Genomic DNA, 24,782 nt, shown 5'->3' with positions numbered 1-24,782 from the left:
GGGCGAGCGCGCGCCGAACACCAGAATTCCTCCCACCCATGGCGCAAATGCCATGGGTTTCGTTGCTGTCAGGAAAAGCGACGGCGGATGCCGTACTGGTCGAGTTTGCGATAGAGCGTCGGCCGGGAGATACCGAGCCGCGCTGCGACCCTGCTGAGATTGCCGCCTTCGGCTGCCAATGCGTTTTTCATCGCCTGGCGTTCCGCTTCGGCAAGCGTGCCTTCAGGCGCCTCTGATGCGAGGGTTGTATCGTTGTCGGGCGTGGCGCTCGATTCAGCGCTGGGCGCCGTGATTTCCTCGGGTAGGTCGTGAAGTCCGATATCGCGGACGCGCGCCAGAACATGCAGCCGGCCGATGAGATTCTTCAGTTCGCGCACATTACCCGGCCACCGATAGGCACGCAGGGCATCCAGCGCTTCGTGCGAGAATTCCAGTGGCTCCCCGTCAGCCGCAGCCGCGATCTGCCGGTTGAAATGTTCGGTCAGCAAAAGCACGTCCTCGCCGCGCTCGCGCAGCGGTGGGACGGTGATCGAGACTGCGCCAATTCGATAGTAGAGATCGCGGCGGAAGCGACCGGCCGCAACCTCCTGCTTGAGATCGCGATTGGTCGAGGCGACCAGTCGCACGTCCACAGGTCGCCCCCGGCTGTCGCCGATCCGGTGGACCACGCGCTCTTCGAGGACACGCAGCAGAAACGGCTGGATCTCGAGTGGCAATTCACCAATCTCGTCGAGACTGAGCACGCCGCCGCTGGCGAGCTCGAAAACACCCGGCTTGCCTTCACGCGAGGCGCCCGTAAATGCGCCGGCGACATGGCCGAACAATTCGCTGCCAAACAGGTCCCTGGTGATCGCTCCGCAATTCATCGCTATGAACGGGTCATTCGCCGTGCGTCGGCTGCCGGCATGAACGAGCCGCGCAAACAGCTCCTTTCCGACTCCCGTCTCGCCTTCGATCAATAGCGATGCGACGTTGTTCGACCGGGCGACACGGCAGGCGACGTCGACGGCGGCCAGCAGCGCCTCGCTATTGCCCACAATCATGGCGACAGCATCGCGAAGATGCTTATCGACTTCCGCGCGGACCACCGTCACGCTGGAGACTGCTGGCACCGATGGGAACACCAGCGCTGCGCCGCGGAGGTCGCCGTCAAGCTTCAGCGGTGTGATGTGGCAGGATCGCAGATGGGCCGGTAGCGCCCTGGCGAGATCTCCTTCGTCCCCGGACGAAGGAAGATTCATGAGCCAGCGGCCACGGCCTGGCTCCATCGGCCCGTCCATCATCTCGGTCGTTTCGCCATCGGGGACATTGTTGCAGAAGATTGCGCGGCCGCGATGGTCGACGATCACCAGCCCGTCTTTTCGGCGGTAGCTGGGGGCAGACGAAATGAAGGCTTCGAGCAGGCGCGTGCGCTGTTCCTGCTGCTGTTCGGCCAATGCCTTCTCGATCTGCCGGGCTGTGGCGGCGACGAGCGCGGTGTTGTGCGGCCGGAAGATCGGCGAATAGCCAGACAGGTCGACGACGCCGATGATCTTGCCGTCCAGGGGATCGCGGATCGGCGCGCCGGCGCAAGTCCAGGATTTGATGCCGGCGCAGAAATGCTCGGCCGCATGGACAAAAGTCGGCTCACCGGTCCACAGCGCCGTACCGATGCCATTGGTTCCGACGGCATCCTCGTTCCATTTGCCGCCGATGGCCAGGTGGATATCCATGCCGTCATGCAACGTCTTCTTGTCGCCGATGGCGTCGATCAGCACGCCGTCGCTGTCGGCCAGAACCAGCATCGCGCCTGTCCCGTCCAGTAACTGGCCAAGCGAGGCGAACGATCGCCGCGCCGCCGAGAGCAATTCGGCATTGGCCCGCGTCAGATATTCGATCTCATCGCGATCACTGCTTAGCGGCGCTTCAATACCTTCGGCGTTGATGCCGCCCGTGGCGCTGCGATACCAGGAATCATGGATGAGAGAGCGGACGGGGCTTGGCTGGATCGGATCGCGGGCACATTTGGGCTCGTCGGCCAGAAAGTTCTCCCAAGCGCGCATGGTGGCGCGCTCATCATAGTCGATGTTGCCCAGAACCATTCGCCCGGTGGCTGGCGACGCACGCGCCGGAAGAGCATCGATCTTCATCTGATTGAGGCCTATCTCGCGTTTCATCCAGTCATCACAGAACCTTTGAGGTATGCCACTGCTGTATGCTGTTATGTTCGAATGCTATCGCGGATTGGACGTGCACACGTGCGAGCGTCTGCTCGTCAGTTGATGCCGAGTCTCGCGCCGATGTCGGCGGCAAGCTGTTCTTCGGTATAGGCGGCGGCGAGGCGGGACCCGTCCAGGTCGGCGAGCGCCTCGGCGACGGTTTCGTCGACCGGCGAGAAGAAGCCATTCTGCTTCGTCGCCAGGACGAAGATCTGGTCCTCGCCTCGATTGCGGATGTCGCCGATATGGTGAAGCTGGCGGCCTGTGTTCTGGTCCTTTGAGATCACCCGGCCGTTCATGGTGACTTGGATGGATGGCTTGGCGTCGGCCGCAGGTGTCTTGCTGCTCCCCACATGGATGATCAGGCCTGCCGCCTTCGGTTGCTGGCGTGGCTTCCTGGAAGCCGAATAGCCGCCGCCGCTGATCTGGTCGGCAAGGCGAACGATGGTCGAGCGGTTCTGCTCGATCAGTCTTTTGACTTGTACGTCCTCGCGCCGCGGGCCATCCCGCTTGGAGATGATCTCAACCATGAATCCTCCCAGATTCGATCAGCGTTGCCGTTTGTACGGCTCATTCTTCTTGTCAGGCAAAGCCTACACTGCCTCAGTGAGATACGCCATTCATATTAGATAGCGCCAAAGTCCATGTCGTTGGTAGCAGGTGGCTGCTACAAGCCTGCTCATCAGCGGCACGAAGAAACGCACTTCAGTCCCAATCGATGCCGGTTTCGGTACCGAATTGAAGCCCATCAGGAAGAGGGCCCACTTGGTGCTGCTGGGCGATAGGTCGAAGCGCTCATGGCATGGATGAACCGTCGCGCGCTGTGCCCGAGATAAGAAGCGCCACCGCCTCGGCTTCGCAGCGGGTCCTTGCCCATACGGCGGGCGAGGGCGCGTAGCGGCTGCCCAACGAATAGCGGCTGCCGACATAGGTGAGCTTGTTGACGGTGGCGACAATCGCGCCCGAACAGGTCCGCCGATGCAGGAGCAGGCAGGGGTCGCCTGGCCGGATCATCAACCGGCGGGCGGCCATTTCGTCGGCGGCGACGGCCGAGATCACGTGCTCCACCTCCGTCAGCGGCGTCGCCCGCTGCAGATAGTCGTAGGTGGTGGTCGCAACGAAATCTTGCCGGTGATAGTCCGGTGCGGGAGCCGGATTGACGAAGCGCTCCTCGAGTTGGACGGGCACCTCGTCCTCGAAATGCACGATGATCGAATGGGCGACCGGTCTGCGGCGCATGAATTCGAAGGTGACGACGAGGTCCAGTCCCGGGTTGCGGATCTTCTCGACGATGACGACCTCGGCCCTGTGGCGTCCGCCGCGCGCGGCGATCTCGCCAGCGATGTTCCTGATTTCGATGAGGGCAGATTGCGGTTTCGGCGGCGCCACAAAGGTGCCTACGCCCTGGATGCGCAGGAGGTGGCCTTCCGAGGTCAGCTCCCTCAGCGCCCGGTGCACGGTCATCCGCGAGATGCCGAGCGTGGCGACCAGCTCGTTCTCGGAAGGCAGCCTCCGGTCCTTCGGCCATTTGCCGCTGCCGATGTTGCCGAGCACGTAGTCCTTGACTTTTTCATAGAGCGGCCCGGCGGTCTCGGGAAGCTTGATCATCGTCCTGTCTCCATTCGGACGATGGTCTTCAGGCCGCCGCTCGCGCCCGCGATCAGGCGCTGGTAGGCGGCGGGAATCTCGCCGATCGCGATCTCCTCGGCCACGAAGCGCGACAGCGCGGGGGCGAGATCACCAAGCATCGCGACGGCCGGGGCCAGTTCGTCGGCAAAGGCATGGCAGCCGACCAGTGCGATCTCGCGCTCGACCAGGAGGTTCGGGTCGAGATCGAGGCGGCCATGCGAAATGCCGACCAGCGCCAGCGTGCCACCGCCGGCCAAAAGATCGAGCAGCCGCGTCATCACCGCCACGCTTCCCGTCGCGTCGATGGCATGGCGCAGGGTGGGATCGCAGGGCAGGGCGTCCAGGTCGGCAATGGTCGCGCCGGTCACCTCGGCCACAAGGCCCGCACGCGCTGCATTGCGGTCGGCGACGAGGACCGGTCTCTCGCCGGCCCGCGACAGGATGAGCGCAGCCAACCCGCCGATCGGGCCGCAGCCGGCGACAAGCACCGGCGCCCCGGCCGGGGCCGACAGCCGCCGCACTGCGTGCAGGGCGACCGCCAGCGGCTCCGCCATGGCGGCAACTGCGGGATCAAGCGCTGGGTCGTGGCGCAGGAGCAGCCGCGCCGGCAGCTCCGTCTCTTCCGCGAAGCCGCCGTCGCAGACCTCGCCGACAAAGCCCAGCCTGGCACAGACATTGTGCAGGCCGGCCCGGCAGGCAGCACATTCGCCGCACCAGAAACGCGAATCGGCGACGACCCGGTCTCCGATGGCCAGCTGGGACACTTCGGCCCCCACGGCGGTCACTTCGCCGGCGAACTCATGCCCGGCGACGCTCGGCGCGCGGCTGATCCACTGACCGGTGCGGAAGTTGTGGAGGTCGGAGCCGCAGATGCCGGCGGCCGTCACCCTGAGCCGCACCCAGCCAGGCGCCGGTTCGCCGGGAGATGGCACATCCTCAACCCGCAAATCGCCCGCCGCGTGGAGTCTGGCCGCCTTCATCGTCCGCTACCGCACCAGATATTGGTCGCGCACGTCGGAGACGGCGTGTTCATGCGAGGAGAAACCTTCATAGCGGGCAAGGGTACGCGCATGGCGCGCGAACTCCGGATAGGCCGCGGCCGTCACGTAGCCGATGGAAGAGCGCTTGATGAAATCCGTGACCGAGAGCGGCCCGCAGGTACGCGCCCAGCGGCTGGTCGGCAGGACGGCATTGGGGCCTAGCCCGAAATTGCCGATCGAGACCGGCGTGTGCGGCCCCATCAGGACCTCGGCGGCTTCGGTGATGTGGCCAAGGTGCGCGAAGGGATCGGTGGAGAGGATCTCCAGATGCTCCGGTGCGTAGTCGTTGATGAAGCGGTAGCTCTCCTCGATCGACGCCGTCAGCACGATGCCGCCGGAGGCGCCGGTCAGCACCGCGGTGGAGAACGCTACCCGCTGCTCGGTCATGCGTGCCCAGTGCTCGGGCAACGCCGCCAGTGCCTCCTCCGCCGCGCGGCGGCTGTGGGTCACCAGATAGGCAGATGAGTCCGGCCCATGCTCCGCCTCGATGAGGAGGTCGAGCGCGGCCAGCCCGCCATGCACGCTGTCGTCGGCGAGGATGATCGCTTCGGACGGACCGGCGGGAAGGCCGGGATCGATCACTCCGGCAAGCAGCCGCTTGGCCGCGACGACCCAGGGGCTGCCTGGACCGACGATCTTGAGTGCGGCCTTGACCGTCTCGGTGCCGTAGGCGACCGCGGCGACCGCCTGCGCGCCGCCGCATTTGTAGACCGTTTCGACGCCGGCGATGCGTGCCGCGACCAGCATCGCTGCGTCCACCGAACCGTCGGGCGCCGGCGGCGTGACGATAGCGAGTTCCGGGACGCCCGCCACCACGGCGGGCACTGCGGTCATCATTGTGACCGAAGGGAACGCCCCCTTGCCGCGCGGGACATAGAGCGCCACCGAGCGGATCGGCGTGAAGCGGTCCCCGGCATAGGCGCCGGGCCGCATTTCCTTGAGCCACATGGCTTCCGGCTTCTGCTCTTCATGGAAATGCCGGATGTTGTCGATGCCGAAGCGAATGGCGGCGACCACGTTCTCGTCCACCATGCCGAAGGCGGCGTCGAATTCGGTGGGGCTGACCTTGAGCCGCGACGCATCGAGATCTGCCTTGTCCAGGTCGCGGGCGAAGCGGACGAGCGCGGCGTCGCCTTCGGCCCGGACCGCCTCGATGATCGGTGCGGCCTTTTCCACAAAGCCGGAGAGATCGGTCTCGGAGCGCCGCATTAATGCCGCGCGACCAGCGGCATCGAGCTGGCTCAAATCATGGAACGATACGTTTGGCATAGGATTTCCCTTTCCGGCCCGGCAGGCCGGCATTCCTCATTTCGATTTCAGGAAGATGTCGAGCCCGACCAGCCTGTCGAGCAGAAAGATGGCGACAGCCGAGCAGGCGATGAAGACCACGGAGATCGCGGCAAGGTCCGGTGTGATGATCGAGCGGATCGAATTGTAGATCAGCACCGGCAGCGTCACGATGCGCGCATCGACGAGCAGCAGGCTGACCAGGAATTCGTTGAGCGCAAGGATGAACATCAGCAGCGAGCCGGTGATCACCCCCGGCATCACCGCCGGCAAGGTAACGGAGAAGAACACCTGGAGCGGCGGCGCGCCGCAATTGGCGGCGGCCAGTTCCAGGTCCGGGTCAAGCCCGGTGGCACTCGCCGTGACCGCCCAGATCATGAAGGGGAGGTTGATGACGCAGCAGGCGATGCCGACCGGCCAGAGCTGGCCGAGAAAGCCGGCCTTGCCGAAGATCAGCATGAGGCCGATGCCCGATCCGATCAGCGGGATGGTGAAGGGCAAAAGCAGATAGACCTGGATCGCCTTCTCGAAACGCACCGCATATTTCGCCAGCGTGATGCCGGCCAGCGTGCCCACGGGAATGGCAACGATCGTACAGACCGTCGCGACCTGGAGCGTGCGCAGGAAAGCGTTGCGCAGGTCGGAGGCCTGCGAGATGCGCGCGTACCACCGCAGCGACAGCCCGTCCGGCGGAAAGGTGATGATGTTGCCGCCGGTGAAGGAAGCGCCGAGCACCACGATCGTCGGTGCCGAAAGCGTCACCAGGGCGATCGTCACCAGTGTCCACAGGACAACGGATTTGCTGCGCGAATAGCTCACGCCCGCGACCTCCCCATGGCGAGCGTTCCGGCTCCGAACAGCGCGAACACAAGGCCGACAAGGATTGACCCGAGCGCGACCAGCATAAGCGCCAGCGTCGCGCCGAGGCCCTGGTCGGACGTTCGGAAGAACTGGTCGTAGATGGCGTTGGCGGTGAAGTCCTGCGAGCCGCCGCCAAGGATCGCTGGGACCGCGAAATCTGTGAGCGAAAGCGTCAGCACCACCACGCCGGCGCCGATGAAGCCCGGACGAGCGAGTGGCAGCACGACATGGATGAACGTGCGGACCCAGTTCGCGCCGAGCGATCCGGCGGCCGCCTCCAGCTCTTCGGGAATTGCCGTGAGTGCCGGCGCGAGCATCAGGACGGCGAAGGGCAGCATGTACTGGACGAGGCCGAACAGCACGGCGGGATAGTTGTAGATGAGCCGCATTGGAGCGACCACGACAAGGCCGAGCGCCTCGTTCACCATGCCCTGGTTGCCGAGGATGATCAGCCAGCCATAGGCACGCACCACCTGGCCGATGAAGAAGGGCAGGAACAGCGCAATCAGCAGGAACTTGCGCAGTCGTGGCGAAGCCGTGCGCACCATCAGATAGGCATAGGGGAAGGCGAAGACGAGCGTCACCGCCGTGACGATCAGGGCGGCGATGAGGCTGCGCCGCGCGACAACGAGGAACAGCGGCTCGGTCAGCGCCCGCTGGAAATTGGCGATGGAATAGTCGTCCGAGAACTGGAAGGTGGTGGTGTCGAGCGTGCGCAGGCTCGCATCCGCGATCTGGATGAGACCGAGCACCAGCAGCCCGACGAGCAGCACCGCCGGAAGCAGCATCAGATAGGGTGTAGCGCGCCTGAACCGCGCCGGCCAGATGGCCGCGGCAACGCCTTCCAGCGCATCCATGATGCGCCATTTCAGGGGATAGGCTGTCCTGGCTGCCCGCATGAAAAATCCGTATTCCGACGTCGTGAAGGAGTCGGTGCCGCGCCGGGGCGGCACCGGGCGACCGGCGTCAACCCTGCATGATCGCCTTGAACTTGGAAAACCACTCGCTCTCATTCTCGACCTGGACCTTCGACGAGATGCGGATGAGGTGCTGGAAATCCTCTTCGGTGGTCGGATAGGACGGATCGTCCACCAGGTCCTTAGGCGGTGTGAGGCCCGGCACCACGCCCGGCAAGCCGAGGCCGTCCAGCCAGACCTGCTGGGCTTCCTTGGTCAGTGCATGGTTGATGTACTGCTTGGCCCAGTAGAGTTCGTTTTCCGGCAGGCCCTTGGGAATCCACAGACCGTCCGTGTCGAACTTCGCGCCCTCTTCCGGCACGACCCATTCGATTTCCACACCGTTCTTGCGGGCCTCTCGCGCGTTGGTCGAGATGGTGCAGGCGGCGTCGATCTCGCCGTTCTGGAACCAGGTGGTGAAGTCGGGATCCTCCCCGAGCAGCGGCTGCTGCCCCTTCATCTTGGTGATGAAATCCCAAGCCGGCTGCATGTTGCCGGGTATGTCCTCCAGCTTGCCGCCACCGGCGACCTGTGCTGGGAAATGGAAGCCGATGCCGTCATTGTAGAAGGCAAGCCGACCCTTGAACTTCGGGTCGAGAAGATCCTTCCAGGACTTGGGCGGTCCGTCCGGGAACGCCGCGGGCCGATAGGCTAGCACATAGACGTAGCCGTACGTATTGACGATCGGGAAGCCTTCCAGGCCGGCAGGCTTGGCAAGGTCCGTCACATTGGCGAGGTTCGGCAGGTCGGAGAGGTCTTCCGTCACGCCGCGCAGTGCCGATTTCGTGGCGTTGGTGGTGGTGTCCCAGTTGATGTGGATCGGCGGGACCCGGTTCTGCGCCACGGCGGCCCAGACCTTGGGCTGGATCTCGTTGTCTTCGGTCAGGTCGTGACGGACGGCAATCCCCGTCTTTTTGGTGAAGCTGTCGGACACGCCGGCCTTTAGGCTGTCCACCCAGCTGCCGCCCCAGGCGCGCACGATGATCTCCGCCGGCTTTTCCGGTTCCTGCGCATAGGCGCCGCGCAGGCCGAGCGCTGAGGCGCCGCCGAGCGCGGCGGTAGCCTGAAGGAAGGTTCTGCGGGAAAGATGGGATAATGTCGGCTTGAAGCGCTTCATCTGCATTCTCCTCTGGGTTTGACCGGTTTCCGGTTCTATCGAAAAACAAGCATGTCCCTGGCATTCCACCCCAGGAACACGCCTTCGCCTATGTCGAACTGCGTGTGCGCGGCGGGATCATGGTCGAAAACGCGAATGACCTCGTCGCCAATCGCGGCGCAGGCCACCTCGTAGACCATGCGCTCGCCTTCGAAGATCGTGTCGGTGACGGTCCCGGCCAACACGCAGTCGAGCTTCGACAGCTGAGCAGCATCGCCGGCGAGACGGATCTGTTCTGCGCGGATCGCTCCCGATGCCTTGCCGCCCTCGGCGGGCGGATTGACCGGATCGCCGACCTTTCCGGCAAGCACCAGATCACCCCGAAGGATGGAGACGTCGCCTGCTTCCGAGATGGACCGTACCGTACCGGCAATGAAGTTGGTGACGCCGATGAAGTCGGCGACGAAGGCGTTGCGGGGCTGGCGGTAGGCGTGGATCGGCCGCGCCTTCTGCTGGATCTCGCCCTGATCCATGACGACAATGTCGTCCGAGACCACCAGCGCCTCGCGCTGGTCGTGGGTGACGTTGATCGTGGTGACACCGAGCTCGCGCTGGATGCGGCGGAATTCGAGCTGCATTTCCTCGCGCAGCTTTCGGTCGAGCGCGGCCAGCGGCTCGTCGAGAAGCAGCAGGTCGGGTTCGAACACCAATGCCCGCGCGATCGCGACGCGCTGCTGCTGCCCGCCGGAAAGTTCGTGAATGCGCCTGCCGCCATAGCCCCCGAGCCGGACCAGCGCGAGATAGCGCTCGACGCGGTCCGCAATGGTGCGTGCGTCGCGCCGACGCATCTTCAGCGGGAAGGCGACATTCTCGGCCGCCGTCATATGCGGAAACAGCGCAAGCCTCTGAAAGACCATGCCGATCGAGCGCTTGTGCGGTGGCACCGCGCTCACCGCTTGGCCGTTGATGAAGATCTCGCCGCTGCTCGGGGTCTGGAACCCGGCGATCATTCGCAGGAGGGTCGTCTTGCCGGACCCCGAAGGCCCCAGAATGGTGAGGAACCGGCCCTTCGGCAGATCGAAGGACGCATTCTTGACGGCATGAACCCCGTCGAAATCCATCCCGACGTTGCGCACCGCGACCGCGATTTCCCTGCCGCCTTCCGCTTCGTGCGAAGCTACGGCCCGGAAAGGCTCCTGCTGCATTGTGGTTCCCCTTTCGTCGCCGGTCGCATGCAAGAACGCCCAGCGTTTGAGGTGGTATATACAACCATATACAAGTCGGGTCTACACGCTTCCTGTTGCACCGCACCTATGTCGCTCAGATGGATGCTAGGTAGCCGCCGTCGACAGGGAGGCAGTGCCCGGTGACATAAGCGGATGCCCCGCTCGCAAGGAACACGACGGCTCCGGCCAGATCCTGCATCGTGCCGAAGCGCCGCTGCGGGATCTTGGCCAGCATCGCCGCCTGCCAGTCGGGATCCTCATAGAAGACATCCGTCATCGCCGTATGGAAATACCCTGGAGCGATGGCGTTGACGCGGATGCCGAGCGATGCCCATTCCGCGGCGAGCGCGCGCGTCATGCCCAGAAGTCCGGACTTGGACGAGCCGTAGGGCACCGCGGTCGGAATGCCGACATAGGAGGTCAGCGAGCAAAGATTGATGATCGCGCCGCCGCTCTTGCCGGCGGACATCCGCCGCGCCGCGGCCTGCGCGCAGAAGAAGGCGCCTTTCAGATTGGTCGATATGATGCGGTCCCACACCGCCTCATCCACGTCGAGCGAGGCCCGGACTTCCTCGTAGCCGGCGTTGTTGACCAGAATGTCGAGCCCGCCAAAGGCTTCCGCGACTTCGTCGACCACCACGCGGATGCGATCGGTGTCGAGCACGTCGAGAGACCGGCAAAGCGACCTTCGGCCGACAGCGCCAATTCGGTCCGCTGTCTCACGAAGGGATGTTTCGTCGCGAGCGGTCACCGCGACGTCGGCACCAGCCGCGGAGAGCGCCTCCGCCATAGCCTGGCCGATGCCACGGCTGGCGCCCGTCACCAGCGCCTTCTTTCCCGTCAGGTCGAACAAGCCGGTAGCGTCCATGCCGTTACGGTTCCTGCATTTTCCAAAAATTGCATGCGGTCGGATTGGAAACGAACACCAGTTGCGGCCGGTTGTCTATACATCTTGCGCCGCCGCAGGCCGGTCTTCACCAAAATGACACGGCGCCGAGACGCTGCCTGGCATGAATCCGACCAACGCGTTCATCCAAGCTCGGGCAGGTATGAATCATAGCGGTCCGGAGCCAGGTTGGCTGGCGCCTGGGAACGTGCACCAATCCATACAGCAAGCCATTTGCGAACTTCGCGGCTGCCGGAATCTAATGCTGCAGCGTCTCGATGTAACTGGCCAGGTTGTGGATGCGTTCCGTCGTGACAATCTCGCCGCCACTGGGGCCATAGACTTTTACGTCCTCTTCGAGGAACTGGCGACCCCACACAGGCATTTCGCGATCGCCATGGCTTGACACGGCATAGCGACCGTCGATCGTCGCGAACACCCTCGAATAGGGAAACGCGCCGCCGTTCCGTTCGGAAAGACTTGTCAGGTCGGCCGGGCGCTTCAACAGCACATCGCCCAAGGGCCCATCGCCCCTGCCGTAAAGGCCGTGGCAGACCGCGCAGGAGTTTAGGTATTCCGCCTCGCCATAGCTCATTTCCTGCGCGGTGGACGCCTTGCAGGCCATGGTTGCAAGCGCTGCGGCAATGAGGAGTTTCATCTGCGGTCCCCAATTGGTAACTCAGCCTATAGCGTCAGCACGTGAACACGTTGATCCGGATCAATTTGCATGCGGGCGGTCTCCACCAGATGACGCGAGCGCGGGGTCTTCCCATTCGCCAGTGCCTGCGAAGCCTCTTGATGGTCAACCTCACAACCGCTGACATGCCATCCAAAAGACGAAAAGGGCGCGTCGGATCGTTCACTGTGCAAATGAACTCGCGATGTGAGGAGTTCGCCATGCTTCGTACGATTGTGTCGACTTTGTTCGCCGCGCTGCTCTGCTCGGCAGCCGCGCGTGCCGCCGAGCAGGAGGTCCGCTACTATCCCGTTCCGGAGGGCGCCGGCCCGCACGATGTGGCTCCGGCTCCGGATGGATCCGTCTGGTACACCGCCCAGGGGCAAGGCGCGCTTGGGCGGCTCAGTCCTGAGACAGGCGAGGTCGAGCACGTCACCCTCGGCGACGGCTCGGCGCCGCACGGCGTGATTGTCGGTCCCGACGGCGCCGCCTGGGTGACCGACAGCGGCCTCAACGCCATCGTGCGCGTCGATCCCGAGACGGAGGCGGTGAAGGCCTTTCCGCTCCCCGAGGGGCACGCCAACGCGAACCTCAACACTGGTTCCCTCGACAAGAACGGGCGGCTCTGGTTCACGGGGCAGAGCGGTATCTACGGCAGGCTCGATCCGGCAAGTGGCAGGGTCGACGTCTGGAACGCGCCGCGCGGTCGCGGCCCCTACGGGATCACGACCACGCCGTCCGGCGAGGTCTACTACGCCTCGCTCGCCGGCAACCATATCGCCCGGATCGATCTTTCGACCGGCGAGGCTTCCCCGATCGACCCGCCGACCGCGGATCAGGGCGCCCGCCGCGTCTGGTCTGATTCCAAAGGTCGCATTTGGGTCAGCGAATGGGACGCCGGCCAGGTCAGCGTCTTCGATCCGGCGGCGAAGGATTGGCGGAGCTGGAAGCTGCCTGGAGACGAGCCCCAGGCCTACGCTGTCTATGTCGATGAAAGCGACAAGGTCTGGCTCACCGATTTCAGCGCCAATGCCATCGTCCGCTTCGACCCGGAAACGGAGACCTTCGCGAGCTTCCCGTCCGATCGCGACAACGCCAATGTGCGTCAGCTCAATGGGCGTCCCGGCGAGGTGTGGGGCGCGGAGTCCGGGACCGACCGGCTTGTCGTGATCGAGACCGAAACGGGCGGCTGAAAGCGAAAGAGGTGCCACCATAGGGGTCGCGGTAGCGCTCAAGAGGATGCTTAGCTCTGTGGGCGCGACACCGGTGGGGCTTCTGAGGGGCGATGTGATGCACCGCGCCTGAAGCCGAATGGTTGATGGCAAGTTCGCACCGCTCGCCCTTTTCGGCCAGGCCGGGAACATTGTCGATCCCCGCGACGTTCATAGTCGGAAAGGGACGCTGTTTGCGGAGGCCTGTGATGGGCCAGTTCCAAATGATCGATCTCGTTTCCGTCATAAACGCCTGTACGACCGGCCGCGCCGCGGGGCGATTGGTGTCGATGGCCAAAGCCGTGGAAGAGTGGCGGGTACTGACCGGCGACTTCATCTCGCCGGACGAAACCGTGGCCAATGCCCTGTCGCCGGTAGCGCTGGCGCGCGGCTGCGCGGTCCTGTTCGACGAGCAGCCCGGCGCCGACATCCTACGCACGCCATGGCGAGAGGCCTGACTGGCGAAGGACGCCTGAGCGTTTGCGGACTATCGGCAGCCGCGCCAGCAGGCGCCGCGCCCGTTTGACGGCGCGGTGCCGCGCAACATCCAGGTGAGCGAGGCAATTGGAGAAACGCTATGGCTAGAAACGACACCCGTTACGAACACGGCGCAACCAAATACCCGGCCAAGACCGATGCGGACGCTTCGGACCAATTCTCCCAAGAGGCGGCCGGCAACAAGAAGCCTGCCGGTGGAATGGGCCTGACACGGTCAAAGGGCGAGGTGGAGGACAAGACCCGTCAGTCCGAAGGGCAGAATCCGGCCAGGCAAGCCACCCCAAGTGCCGCGACACAAAAGACGTCCGGTGCAGGCCCCTCGATCGCCGGGCGCTCCAAGGATGCCAAGACCCCCAAGAGCGGCCACCAGCCGGGCGCCTACGTCAAGGAGTGACCGGCCCGGGGAAAGTTGCAGGTCAACGGCCTTTGGTCCGCAGGCAGGCAAGCACCGTCAGCCCATCATCGTCTTCAGCGGCTCCCGGGCGAGGTCCGCCTCGATCTCCCTACGGCCCGGCGAAGGGTGATGCCTGAAACAAAAAACCGCCTTGCGGCGGTCGTCGGCGCAAATCAGCACTATGGATAAATTCCTAGCATTACTGCCGTCACCTGTCAAGTTGAAGCCACGCAACTACACCCTCTTGCGTCAATCCCGGGTTCTGCGCTCCGCTTCGCGAAGACCGTGGCCCGCAATCACCAGAAAGAAAATATCGCCGGTGCGTGCGCCCCCGGCTGTCGGCGATGAGCTAACCGGCAGATTGCATCGATGATTTATTCTCGAACCGCTCTGCCTGCTGCAGCAGCCGGACCACCTCCGTATCCGTGGTCTGCTCGAAATTCTCATAATACCGGCCCACCGCAACAAACGGTTCGGGCGTGGCGAGACAGACCACTTCGTCCACATCGGGATTTATCAGGTCCAGCGTCTCCCGGGGCGCTACCGGAACGGCCAAGACAACATGGCCGGCCCGATCCTTCCTCAGCGCCTTGAGCGCCACTCTGACCGTTCCTCCGGTCGCTATGCCGTCATCGACGACAATGACGGTCCGGCCCAGGACTGGAGCCGCAGGCCTGCTGCCGAGATAGAGGTTTCTGCGGCGCTCGATTTCGAGGAGCTGCCGCCGTTTTTCTGCCTCGACGTAATCGTCTGACGGCTGCACCAAAGCCATCGCCTCCTCGTTCAGCACGAGCTGCGGATTTTCCCCGTCGACGACCGCGCCGATACCGTATTCGGGATCGCCCGGTGCGCCGATCTTGCGCACAAGCAGCACGTCGAGCCGGGCACGGAGCGCCTTCGCCACTTCGAAGCCAACCGGAACCCCGCCGCGCGGCAGCGCCAGCACCAGCGGATCGGCCGCCGCGAACCCGATCAATGCGGCGGCAAGCTGGCGCCCCGCATCCGCTCGATCTCTGAATCTCGGCACGTCAAGGATCATTGTCTTTGCCTTCCCAGGGATGATTTGGCGAAACGGCGATCGAAGGCAATTGTTTCGTCATCCGTCGATAAGATTTAGCGGAATGGGCGATTGATGCCCAGTCCTGCGGTCGAAGGCGGGCGATCTTGCCGCCCAGCCTTGGGATGCGCGGCGAAACGCTGCTGGAACAACGATCACCCTGGCGCGTTCGACTGTTTTGCACCTTCCCCCCGGGGGTCCTTGATGGCGCCGCGTCCTTTCTGGAAAGGCTATCTGAAGCTCTCGCTCGTGACCTGTCCGGTCGCAATGACACCCGCTACCACCGAGAGGGAAAAGGTCCGATTCCATACGCTCAATCGCAAGAGTGGGCATCGCGTCGTCAGCCAATATGTCGATGCCGTCAGCGGCAAGCCCGTTGCTGAGGACGACGAGGTGAAGGGATATCAGCGCGGCGAGGACGAATACGTCCTTCTCGAGGATGATGAACTCGACGCGGTCGCGCTGGAGAGCACGCGTACCATCGACATCGACATGTTCGTCGATGCCGACAGCATCGGCTGGATCTGGTACGACAAGCCCCACTACCTCACCCCGGACGATCCGGTCGGGGAGGAGGCATTTTCGGTCATTCGCGACGCGATGCAGTCGACAGGGACAGTCGGAATATCGCGACTGGTCATGTACCGCCGCGAGCGTGCCGTCATGCTCGAACCGCGAGGCAAGGGCATCGTGCTGTGGACACTGCGCTATGGCGACGAGGTTCGCGATCCCGAGGATTATTTCGGCAAGATCGACGATGCCAAACCCGACCCGAAAATGATGGATATGGTCTCGACCTTGATCGATGAGCGAACCAGGCAATGGGATTCAGGCATGACCGGAGATCCGGTCCAGGCGCGGCTGCTGGAGATCATTGCCTCGAAGAAGAAAGGCAGGAAGCGTCCAGCCAAGGCGAAGGCCGAGCAACCGCCCAGCAACGTAATCAACATCATGGATGCGCTGCGCAAGAGCATCAACTCGGAGGCTGGAAAGCGAAAATAGGCGCCTGGAGGAGGCGGGATTGAGGAACGGACCGGGTGACTGAAAGTTGCGCTTCTTGCGGTAAGTCTCGAGCGCCATTTGTCAGCTGGCCTTCCGGGGCGGCGCAGTCTCCTTCGCCTTTGCGTGGCGCGCCGGCTTTGATTTTGCCGGGGGCTTCCTGGTCGAGGGCTGCTTGCCGCCAATGCCGGCACTCTGGCGCAGCGCGTCCATAAGATCGACGACCTTCTCCCGCTTGGGCTGCTTGGGAATTGCGATCTTTTTGCCCTCGAGCTTTGCTTTTACAACCTCGGCAAGCGCCGTCTCGTAGCGGTCGTCGAATTTGGTTGGATCGAATTTCCCCTTTTTGGTCTTGATGATGTGTTCGGCCAGTTCGAGCATATCGCCCTTGATCTTCAGGTCCGGGACGTCGTCGAAGGCCTCGTCCGCCGAGCGCACTTCGTAGTCGAAGTTCAGCGTGGTTGCGACCAGCCCTTCGTCATAGGCCCGGATGAGCAGGGTCCGGACACGCCGGAACAGGACGGTCTGGGCGATCGCGGCGACTTTCTTCCTGCGCATGCCTTCGCGGATCAGCCCGAATGCCTCTTCCGCGTGTTTGTCCGGCGGGGCGAGGTAATACGGCTTGTCGAAATACACGTCGTCGACCTCGGAACAGCCGATGAAGGCCGAAACCGATAGCGTCTTGTCGCTTTCGGGGACAGCGTCTGCGACCTCGTCGGGTTCGAGCATGACGTAGTCACCCGGGCTGATCTCATACCCTTTGACCTGATCGTCCTTCTCGACGGGTTTGCCGGTGTCGCTATCGACGAACGCGCGATGCACCCTGTGTCCCGTGGCGCGGTTTATCGTGTGGAAGGCGATCCGCTCGGAGGCCGAGGCTGCCGTATAGAGCGCCACCGGACAGCTAAACTCTCCAATTTTCAGGAAGCCCTTCCAATTTGCTCTCGGCGCCAAGACAACAGCCTCACTGTCACAAGCATTGCACTGGAAATGCAACGTGGCGGCGCCGCGATTTGTTCCTTCGGCGCTTCTTTGGCCTTAAACGTCGGTTGAGGTCAGCGATCCGTGATTTCTAACGGATCGCTGCGACCTCATATCGGCCGACCTGCCTGGCATATCGCTCGATGGGATGAGGCCGGCCGACCAGGAAGCCCTGCACCGCATTGCAATCCTCGGCACGCAGGAAATCAAGTTGCGCCGATGTCTCCACGCCTTCCGCGACGATGTTCATGGAGAGCCCGCGTCCCAATCCGACGATGGCGCGGATAATGGCGCTGGATTGGGGCGTGTTCTTGAGCTTGGCGACGAACGATTGATCGATCTTGATCTTATCGAACGGGAAGGATTGCAGGTAGGAAAGAGACGAGTAGCCGGTGCCAAAATCGTCCATGGCTATTTTCACGCCAAGGGTTTTCAGCCGCCTGAGGATCGAGCTCGCGCGTGAAAAGTCGTCAAACAGCACGCCCTCGGTAATTTCGAGCTCCAGGCGGCCAGGATCTAGGCCGGTCTCGAGCAGGATTGTGTGCACCAAGGCCGGAAGATTGCCGTGACGGAACTGGACCGGCGAAAGATTGACCGCGATCTGGAGGGGATTCGCCCAGGATGCAGCCTCCCGACAAGCCTCACGGAGAATCCACTCGCCAATCGGAATGATCAGCCCGCTTTCTTCAGCCAGCGGGATGAACTTGGATGGTGAAACCATGCCATGCACTGCATGTCGCCAGCGGGCCAAGGCCTCAAAGACGATGATCTCGCCGGAGACCAGGGCCTGTGGTTGGTAGTGCAACATCAGCTCCTTGCGAAGGATCGCCGACCGGAGATCCTGCTGAAGGACGCGTCGTTCACGCAGCCGCCTGTCCATATCGGCTTCGAACACGCGAAACACGCCACGACCCGCAGCCTTCGCACGATAGAGCGCGGCGTCCGCATTGCTGAGGAGCGTGGCCGCAGTCGTGCCGTCGTTTGGGAAAAAGGCGATTCCGATGCTCAGCCCGACGCGCAGATTTTGACCCTCGATGTCGAAGTCTTCCGCCGCTGTTTCCAGTAGACGATCGGCAAGCGCAACCGCGGTCGCAGGCTGCGGGCCGTCGGCGACAACCAGGGTGAACTCGTCGCCGCCAATGCGGGCCAGGAATGCGCCGTTCGCCGCCGCGGCAAGACGGCTCGACATTTTGCGCAGAAGTTCGTCTCCCGCCGAGTGGCCAAACACGTCGTTGATATCCTTGAACCCGTCCAGGTCGAGACACAGGACCGCGAAGCGCTCGCTGTTCGATGACGCCCGCTCAAGGGTAAAATTCAGACGCTCCGCAAAGGCGGGACGGTTCGGAAGATCGGTAAGCGCGTCGTGGTTTGCCAGATGGGCAATGCGCGCCACGGCGCGCTTGCGCTCGGTTATGTCCTCGGCAACGCCGAGCAGGTATTTGTTTTTTCCATCGTCACTGTCGACTGCGAGTCTTTTCATCATGAGGTCGCGCATCCCATTGGAGCGCGTGCGGACAGTCTCCTCCTCTGCGATCTGCAGACGATCGGCACGCAACACTTCCTGGTCGCGCATGAAGAACAAATCCGCCTCATCCCTTGGAAAGAGGTCGTAATCCGTCTTGCCGATCAGTTCATCGCGAGGAATGCCGAGCAATTCCTCGCCCGCGCGGTTCATCAGGATGTAGCGATGAGTTAGAGCTTCCTTGACGAAAAGCATGGCGGGAACGTTTTCGATGATCGTGTCGAGAAATTCGCGGGTGCGGCGGAGTTCGTCATTTGCCCGCTTGCGTTCAGTCACATCGACGACCGCCACCATTGCCGCCGCGCGGCCTTCATATTGGAACCTCTGGGAGTAGACGATGACGTCGATAAGGCTTCCGTCCGCCTTCAGGTGACGCCATGTCTGGCCAGTGTCGTAACTATCCCTTTTCGTTCCGGCCATCTTGCGCAGTGCGTCGGCATCCTGAGCCGGCCTGATGTCGAGCAATGTCATCGCCAGGAACTGCTCTCGAGTGTAGCCGTAACTCTCGACCGCAGCGTCGTTGACAGCCAGAAACCGCAAGCTGCTTTTCTCGAATACCCACATCGGAACAGGGTTGCTGTCGAACAGAAGTCGCGACGAGGCCTCACGCTGTTTCAGTTCGGTGATATCGGACAGGGAACCGATGACGAGGCGGGTGCCGTTAGCAAGGCAGGCCCGTTTCTTTCGGGTCAGGATGGTGCGAACCTCTCCATGGTTACCGCGGATGAACTCCTCGTTTTCGTTGATTTCGTCGGTCTCCAGCACCAGCTGGTCGATCCGCCGAAAGACGTCTGCAATCTCCTTTGGCATGAAGTCGTGATCTGTCTTGCCGGCCAGTTGCTCGTGTCGATGCCCCATGAGCTCGCACATGCTTTGATTCAGCACGACAAAACGGTGCTGGTCGTCCTTGATGAAGATCGGATGCGGCACAGCGTCGAGCACACGCCGCAGAGCATCAATATCTTCCGCCGGAAACGTCTCGGCCGGCGTTTCGGCCATAGCTTTTGAACGGGGCATGTCTGAGCCTCTCGGCAGCAATCGTTGCAGCAAGGTCTTTAGAAATCCTTCAGCGGCCGTTGAGACTTGGATTTATTCCTCACGCAGGACCCCTTGGCGTCGTCTTCTTGTTCGAAGCTTCTTGGATTGGACTTATGACAATGCTGGTCCCAAGCAGCCCCTGCCATCCGCAAAGCATCGGGGAGACTGCCGGCGACCGGCCGATCCTTCATTGCGTCCGGATCTCATCCCGGCTGGCTCCGCTCGACCAGATGGTACCTCTACCGATCTCGGATGAACGCATTGAAGAACCGGCCTTTTGACGTGGCTTTGCGGAATGCGGCGTAGGTCCGCGGCGGTACGTTGTCGTAGTCTAGCGATGTGCGCTTGGGACGAACCATACGGAGAGCGTCCTGGTCGCCGGATCGTAATTCATGCTTTGGATGGCGGTTGAAGGCATTTCCCAACACTCGACGCGGTCTGGGCAATAACCCTCCCGGCAAGCCAGGTTCCGCCGCCGATGGAACCGGAGCGGGCCTGGCACCGGGATTCGGATCGGGCATCGGCAGCTCGAAGCGGGTATCATCGCTTCTTCACACCGCTTTCGATACCTATCTGTCGAACGCAAGGCATGCATTGGAAACAGGCAGCGAGATTTGGCGCAGCGATCGGGAAGTGCTGATCTTCCGCTTCATGGCGGACGGGTGCCGAAATGGCTCGGCGACCGCATGACGCGCCTTGGCGCGGTCATGTGCGAGGCGATCATTCACCATTACGGTCGCGAGGAGCTGCTGCGCCGGTTGGCGCATCCCTTCTGGTTCCAGTCGTTTGGCGCCGTCATGGGAATGGACTGGCATTCATCCGGCATCACGACCAGCGTCATCGGTGCCTTGAAACGTGGTTTGGCTCCGCTCTCCGGCGAACTCGGTATTCACGTGTGTGGCGGCCGCGGCGCGCATTCACGCAAGACCCCGCACGAGCTTGCCGTCATCGGCGAGCGCGTCGGCTTCGACGGAACAGCCCTGGCAACTGCCAGCCGGCTCGTCGCCAAGGTTGACAGCGCCGCCGTTCAGGACGGCTTCGATCTGTATCTGCATGGCTTCATCGTCACCGACGAGGGCGACTGGGTCGTGGTGCAGCAGGGCATGAACGGCGACAGTAAGGTGGCGCGCCGCTATCATTGGCTGTCCGAAGGCCTGAAGAGCTTCGTCGACCAGCCGCATGCCGCCATCGAGGGCGCCAACCAGGGCGAGATCGTCAACCTGACCGACCGCCGCGCCGGCGCTTCGCGCAAGGGGCAGCTGGAGCTCCTGCAGGACCTTGGACCGGATCGCATCCTGAGGGAGTTGGCCGCTTTGGAGCGCGGCACGGCCGAGGCCTCGGACCAGGCGCTGGACCACCAGCCGATGCTGCCGCACCTGATCATGCCGGCGCACCACGACGTTCGCGAAAGCGATGTCGTCATGCGTCGTCTTCACGGGAACATGGCGGCGGCCGCCGAGCGTGGCCCCGCCGATTTCTCCGAGCTTCTTCTGGTCCCCGGTGTCGGCGCCCGGACGGTGCGGGCGCTGGCACTGGTCGCCGAGGTGCTGCATGGCGCGCCATGCCGATTTTCCGACCCCGGGCGCTTCTCGCTGGCGCATGGCGGCAAGGACAGGCATCCATTCCCCGTGCCGCTCAAGGTCTATGACGAGACGATCGATGTGCTGAAATCGGCCGTCCGCAAGGCCAGGCTTGGGCGCGACGAAGAAATCGGCGCCTTGAAGCGGCTGGACGACCAGTCACGGCAGGTCGAAGGCTATGTCACGGACCCCAGCCTGAAGGAAATCGTCGCCGGAGAGTTCGATCAATCGCATCTGCTGGGCGGTCGCAGCGTGTTCGGCCGGGAGCCCGCACCCGAGGCGTCCGCGCCCGCGGACGTCAAACAAGTCAAGTAAGAAGGATAACCGGGGCTCGGGCCGCAATTCAGCGGAGCTCGCCTTGGTCGGCGTTCGGTTTAAGGCATTCGATTGCTGTCCTTACGGTCATCACGTGTCTATGGCCCCGAGGCAGCAAAGCCCGATCGTCGATTTCAGACCACCGGGGAACGAGATACGACGCTTCGCGTTTGTTGGCAGGGCGTTCGAACAGGTTGAATTCATGCACAAGGGAGCCTCCTCATTCATTCCATGGCGTCAATTACGTGTGGGCGATGAGATGGCTCCGCCATTGTCGATGTCCTGATGTCGACGCCGGGACTGGCGTACGGACCATTGGCAGAGACATGCGTGCACCTGTGCGTCGATATGCAACGCTTGTTCGCATCACCATCGCCTTGGGCGACGCCGTGGATTGAGCGCGTCCTGCCTCTGATCGAAAGCCTTGTCGAACGGCGGGCCCGGCAAACCGTCTTTACCCGGTTCCTGCCCGCACAAGAACCAGGGCAGGGGGTTGGTGCGTGGAAGCGATACTACGAGCGCTGGGCGTCGATGACGATGGCTAATCTCGACCCCGAAATGGTTGACCTCCTGCCTTCCCTGGCACGACATTGTCCGCCGGCAGCCGTCATCGACAAGCACATCTACTCACCGTGGCTGGAGGGCAGGCTCCAGGCTTTCCTGTCCAGGCACCACGTCGACACGCTGGTTGTTACCGGTGGGGAAACCGATGTCTGCGTGTTGGCCACCGTGTTGGGGGCTATCGATTTCGGCTATCGGGTCGTTCTGGTCACCGACGCGCTGTGCAGTTCCTCGGACACAACGCATGACGCTCTCCTGACGGTCTACCACCAACGGTTCGCCCAGCAGGTCGAAACAGTCGAAATGGAGACCATCCTGTCATCCTGGACTTGAGCAGCTTCGCTGCAATTGGAAGCCGGCAACTGGCTCGAAGTCGGTTGCCGGCTTCCTGATGAGTTTCTCTTGATCGTCCAACGTTTCGAGGCTGCAGAAACCTCCCACACTGGCGAGGCGGCTAGTCGCCGGACGATCCATCGACAATCCCGGACGTGGGCAGAATTCCAAAATCCTGCGACTTGGCACCTTGTGCTGCCATCAGAAATCCGTCCGCTTGGAGACCGCGCCGCAGCAACTCTCTCACGGCAGCCGACCGGCTTGGCATGCGCCTTTCGAAGCGCCAGTTTTCCAATGCCACTAATTCGTCACCAGTTAGCATGATCTGCAGTCGTTCGGGTCTTTCCAGTTCGGCCATATCCGCCTCCAGCCGCTTAAAGTTAGTATTTATCTAATTTGAAGTAAAATTAGGGATCCCCTCACCGGACGTCAAGGCCGGCTCATACGCCGTCGACGCGGAATGCCCACAGTTACTGGAAGGCACTGACAGTGCAGTCTGCTGGATATGCTAACTAATTGATTTAATACCATAATTTTTCGAATTCTGCTTGCCATTCGAGCCGATATGGCACATGCTGAATGTGAGGGATAAACCGCTCCTGAAAGCGAGGGTTTTTTCCATGAGAAACGGTTTTTCGGCTCATTTGTGCCACGACGTTGACTTGCAGGTTTGGGCAGCCGCCCGGTCCAGCGGGATAGTCAATGTTACTGGGGTTGCGGAGGCCGTTCGGCTGCGGAACCTCGCGGAAAACATCGCGCTGGAAGACATCGAGTGCCTTGTGCTGCAAGCGGCCCAGTTCTGCGGGGTGCCCATGGAACTCGATAGCCTCGCCGTTTTTGAATCAGGGAACATCGCTCGGCTTTAGGCAATCCTACCCTCGATATTCTGGAGGACAGAGCCGTTTCGCCCTTCTTCACCTAACGGGCCAAACGTAGTAGGTGGCGTCAGCATAAATTGCTCGGGCGGGACACCGCTGCAGCGAAATTCCTTCAATCGACCGCGATATCATTCAGCGATGCCTGGACGGAGTACAGCGGCGCCTCAAGCGTCCAGGTGACGCCTTGCTCGTGGAATACCAGCCGCCCGTTGCCGCTGAGTGCCTGCGGCGCCACTCTCTCGAGGACGACGGATCCGAATCCGCGCCTCCTGACGGCGTCCAGGATCGGCTCGCCCTCCTCACGCCAGACCAGTCGAAAGATATCGGCGCCGTCACCGGCAGGAACCACATCCCAATCGATGTCGACATGTCCGCCATTGCCGGACAGGGCCCCATGCTTTGCCGAATTGGTGGCGAGTTCGTGGAACGCAATGCCGAGATACTGCACGGCGTTTGGCTGCAGCAGCACGATCGGCCCGGACATCGACACGACGGGCTGCGCTGCGAAGGCCTTGAGCTGAGCTTGGGCCAGATCGCCGACGGTCGCGCCGGCCCAGTCGGCATTGACCAGGAGATCATGGGACTCCGAAAGCGCCGTGATGCGCTCCCGAACCTGATCCAGGAAAGCCTCGGGCGTGCTCGCCAGCTTGCTGGTCTCGCGGATCATCGAAATGATCACCGAATACTGGTTCTTCACGCGATGGTTGACCTCGCGCATCAGCAGCCGGATGCGTCGCTCGCTCTCCTTGTGGGAACTGATGTCGCGCGCGATTTTGGAGGCACCAACGACCCGCCCGATGGCGTCGCGGATCGGGGAGATAGTGAGCGAAACCGGAACGAGGGTGCCGTCCTTGCGCAGGCGCATCGTCTCATAGGAGGGGACGCGTTCGCCGAGGCGGATGCGACCGATGATCGAGGCCTCCTCGTCGAGCCGATCGGGTGGAATGAGGATCGTCACCGGGCGGCCGATCGCCTCGGCGGGCGTGTAGCCGAACAAGCGTTCTGCCGCATCGTTCCAACTGGTGATGATGCCGTTCATGTCCTTCGAGACGATGGCGTCCATCGACGATTCCACGATGGCGGCAAGACGCATGCGGGCTTCGTCGCCCATGGTCTGCTTGCGCAGGTCGAGCAGCGTGTTGATGGCACCGACAACATTGCCCGCTCCGTCGCGAAGCAGGCGTGGGTGAGCCCTGAACGGAACGAGTTCGCCATCCGGCCGCTCCGCAATCGCCTGGTCCCATGAGACCTCACGTCCTTCGCGCAGCGCCACAGCCATCGGACATTCGCCATGCGCCATTGGCCGGCCGTCGATCTGGCGAAGCTTCCACGAGCCGCACCACTGGTCCTGGCCAATGACGGGACGACGGCCCCACAGCTCAGCCGCGGGTTCGTTGAAGAAGGTGATGCGGCCCTGCTTGTCGACGGTGTAGATGGCAACGGGCAGCGACTGCAACAGATCGGCAGAGGGAACACCCGGAACTCCAAGGCCTATATCGGCTTGTTGAAGGAAGTCCACACTATTGCCTGCGCCATTCTGGTGGATTTGTGCGGACATAG

The 24,782-nt window shown here is 62.7% G+C and carries 25 protein-coding genes; 7 read left to right on the top strand and 18 right to left on the bottom strand.

Annotated features, from left to right (window positions below; all coding sequences use genetic code 11):
• Positions 1–68: 68 nt before the first annotated feature.
• The 11 genes from E5X88_RS09205 to E5X88_RS09155 all read right to left on the bottom strand — a co-directional run bounded on the left by E5X88_RS09205 (position 69) and on the right by E5X88_RS09155 (position 11,837).
• A complete protein-coding gene (locus tag E5X88_RS09205; protein ID WP_292160504.1) occupies positions 69–2,156 on the bottom strand; it encodes a sigma-54-dependent Fis family transcriptional regulator in 2,088 nt (695 codons plus the stop codon).
• Between the two features lie 98 nt (positions 2,157–2,254).
• Positions 2,255–2,728, bottom strand: coding sequence for a hypothetical protein (locus tag E5X88_RS09200; protein WP_292160502.1), 474 nt, complete (start codon positions 2,726–2,728; stop codon positions 2,255–2,257).
• Between the two features lie 265 nt (positions 2,729–2,993).
• On the bottom strand, positions 2,994–3,806 hold the full coding sequence (gene hutC, locus E5X88_RS09195) for a histidine utilization repressor (RefSeq protein ID WP_292160500.1): 813 nt from the start codon (positions 3,804–3,806) through the stop codon (positions 2,994–2,996).
• Positions 3,803–4,807: an alcohol dehydrogenase catalytic domain-containing protein gene (locus E5X88_RS09190; protein WP_292160498.1), complete on the bottom strand. Its 1,005-nt coding sequence runs from the start codon at positions 4,805–4,807 to the stop codon at positions 3,803–3,805. Before E5X88_RS09190 ends, hutC begins: the two co-directional genes overlap by 4 nt.
• A 6-nt stretch (positions 4,808–4,813) precedes the next feature.
• Entirely contained in the window at positions 4,814–6,136 is a 1,323-nt protein-coding gene (gene hisD / locus E5X88_RS09185; RefSeq protein WP_292160496.1) for a histidinol dehydrogenase, read from the bottom strand.
• 36 nt (positions 6,137–6,172) lie between these two features.
• Positions 6,173–6,973 carry an ABC transporter permease gene (locus E5X88_RS09180; RefSeq protein WP_292160494.1) on the bottom strand — a complete coding sequence of 267 codons (801 nt, stop codon included), beginning with the start codon at positions 6,971–6,973 and terminating at the stop codon, positions 6,173–6,175.
• Positions 6,970–7,914, bottom strand: a complete 945-nt coding sequence (locus E5X88_RS09175) for an ABC transporter permease (protein ID WP_292160492.1) — start codon at positions 7,912–7,914, stop codon at positions 6,970–6,972. The genes E5X88_RS09180 and E5X88_RS09175 overlap by 4 nt, the downstream gene beginning before the upstream one ends.
• 67 nt (positions 7,915–7,981) lie before the next feature.
• A complete protein-coding gene (locus tag E5X88_RS09170) occupies positions 7,982–9,088 on the bottom strand; it encodes a PotD/PotF family extracellular solute-binding protein (RefSeq protein ID WP_292160490.1) in 1,107 nt (368 codons plus the stop codon).
• Positions 9,089–9,123: 35 nt separating this feature from the next.
• On the bottom strand, positions 9,124–10,272 hold the full coding sequence (locus E5X88_RS09165) for an ABC transporter ATP-binding protein (protein WP_292160488.1): 1,149 nt from the start codon (positions 10,270–10,272) through the stop codon (positions 9,124–9,126).
• 115 nt (positions 10,273–10,387) lie between these two features.
• Complete coding sequence (locus E5X88_RS09160) at positions 10,388–11,161, bottom strand: glucose 1-dehydrogenase (RefSeq protein WP_292160486.1); 774 nt, start codon at positions 11,159–11,161, stop codon at positions 10,388–10,390.
• A gap of 277 nt (positions 11,162–11,438) precedes the next feature.
• Positions 11,439–11,837, bottom strand: a complete 399-nt coding sequence (locus tag E5X88_RS09155; protein ID WP_292160484.1) for a cytochrome c — start codon at positions 11,835–11,837, stop codon at positions 11,439–11,441.
• A 239-nt stretch (positions 11,838–12,076) separates the two neighbouring features.
• Between E5X88_RS09155 and E5X88_RS09150 the strand changes: the two genes are divergently transcribed.
• The 3 genes from E5X88_RS09150 to E5X88_RS09140 all read left to right on the top strand — a co-directional run bounded on the left by E5X88_RS09150 (position 12,077) and on the right by E5X88_RS09140 (position 13,958).
• Positions 12,077–13,048 (top strand): lyase, encoded by a 972-nt coding sequence (locus tag E5X88_RS09150; protein ID WP_292160482.1) that lies wholly within the window; start codon positions 12,077–12,079, stop codon positions 13,046–13,048.
• Positions 13,049–13,275: 227 nt separating this feature from the next.
• On the top strand, positions 13,276–13,524 hold the full coding sequence (locus tag E5X88_RS09145) for a hypothetical protein (protein WP_292160480.1): 249 nt from the start codon (positions 13,276–13,278) through the stop codon (positions 13,522–13,524).
• A 119-nt stretch (positions 13,525–13,643) separates the two neighbouring features.
• Positions 13,644–13,958, top strand: a complete 315-nt coding sequence (locus E5X88_RS09140) for a hypothetical protein (RefSeq protein ID WP_292160478.1) — start codon at positions 13,644–13,646, stop codon at positions 13,956–13,958.
• 349 nt (positions 13,959–14,307) lie between these two features.
• Here the strand turns inward: E5X88_RS09140 and E5X88_RS09135 are convergent, their stop codons facing one another.
• Complete coding sequence (locus E5X88_RS09135; protein WP_292160476.1) at positions 14,308–14,997, bottom strand: phosphoribosyltransferase; 690 nt, start codon at positions 14,995–14,997, stop codon at positions 14,308–14,310.
• 222 nt (positions 14,998–15,219) lie between these two features.
• On the opposite strand from E5X88_RS09135, the gene E5X88_RS09130 reads away from it, so the two are divergent.
• The gene (locus E5X88_RS09130; protein WP_292160474.1) at positions 15,220–16,017 is read left to right on the top strand and encodes a Ku protein; all 798 of its coding nucleotides are present in this window, start codon (positions 15,220–15,222) and stop codon (positions 16,015–16,017) included.
• A gap of 81 nt (positions 16,018–16,098) precedes the next feature.
• Here E5X88_RS09130 and E5X88_RS09125 read toward each other — a convergent pair whose 3' ends face one another.
• The 3 genes from E5X88_RS09125 to E5X88_RS09115 form a co-directional block, all read right to left on the bottom strand.
• On the bottom strand, positions 16,099–16,968 hold the full coding sequence (locus E5X88_RS09125; RefSeq protein WP_292160473.1) for a Ku protein: 870 nt from the start codon (positions 16,966–16,968) through the stop codon (positions 16,099–16,101).
• Positions 16,969–17,086: 118 nt separating this feature from the next.
• Positions 17,087–19,516, bottom strand: coding sequence for an EAL domain-containing protein (locus E5X88_RS09120; RefSeq protein ID WP_292160471.1), 2,430 nt, complete (start codon positions 19,514–19,516; stop codon positions 17,087–17,089).
• A 278-nt stretch (positions 19,517–19,794) separates the two neighbouring features.
• A complete protein-coding gene (locus E5X88_RS09115) occupies positions 19,795–19,914 on the bottom strand; it encodes a KTSC domain-containing protein (protein WP_292160469.1) in 120 nt (39 codons plus the stop codon).
• A 49-nt stretch (positions 19,915–19,963) separates the two neighbouring features.
• On the opposite strand from E5X88_RS09115, the gene E5X88_RS09110 reads away from it, so the two are divergent.
• From E5X88_RS09110 to E5X88_RS09100, 3 genes are all read left to right on the top strand, one after another.
• Positions 19,964–20,245 (top strand): hypothetical protein, encoded by a 282-nt coding sequence (locus E5X88_RS09110; RefSeq protein ID WP_292160569.1) that lies wholly within the window; start codon positions 19,964–19,966, stop codon positions 20,243–20,245.
• Positions 20,170–21,450 carry a DUF763 domain-containing protein gene (locus E5X88_RS09105; protein WP_292160467.1) on the top strand — a complete coding sequence of 427 codons (1,281 nt, stop codon included), beginning with the start codon at positions 20,170–20,172 and terminating at the stop codon, positions 21,448–21,450. The genes E5X88_RS09110 and E5X88_RS09105 overlap by 76 nt, the downstream gene beginning before the upstream one ends.
• 285 nt (positions 21,451–21,735) lie before the next feature.
• A complete protein-coding gene (locus E5X88_RS09100) occupies positions 21,736–22,344 on the top strand; it encodes a cysteine hydrolase (protein ID WP_292160465.1) in 609 nt (202 codons plus the stop codon).
• Between the two features lie 121 nt (positions 22,345–22,465).
• Here the strand turns inward: E5X88_RS09100 and E5X88_RS09095 are convergent, their stop codons facing one another.
• From E5X88_RS09095 to E5X88_RS09085, 3 genes are all read right to left on the bottom strand, one after another.
• Positions 22,466–22,702 carry a hypothetical protein gene (locus E5X88_RS09095; protein ID WP_292160463.1) on the bottom strand — a complete coding sequence of 79 codons (237 nt, stop codon included), beginning with the start codon at positions 22,700–22,702 and terminating at the stop codon, positions 22,466–22,468.
• Positions 22,703–22,865: 163 nt separating this feature from the next.
• A complete protein-coding gene (locus tag E5X88_RS09090) occupies positions 22,866–23,132 on the bottom strand; it encodes a hypothetical protein (RefSeq protein WP_292160461.1) in 267 nt (88 codons plus the stop codon).
• A gap of 202 nt (positions 23,133–23,334) precedes the next feature.
• Positions 23,335–24,741 (bottom strand): PAS domain S-box protein, encoded by a 1,407-nt coding sequence (locus E5X88_RS09085; RefSeq protein WP_292160459.1) that lies wholly within the window; start codon positions 24,739–24,741, stop codon positions 23,335–23,337.
• Between the last annotated feature and the right edge of the window lie 41 nt (positions 24,742–24,782).

This window comes from Mesorhizobium sp. (assembly GCF_004962245.1).
Classification (GTDB): domain Bacteria; phylum Pseudomonadota; class Alphaproteobacteria; order Rhizobiales; family Rhizobiaceae; genus Mesorhizobium.
The sequence above is the reverse complement of the archived record's forward strand: the minus strand, read 5'-3'. Positions and strand labels throughout refer to the sequence as shown.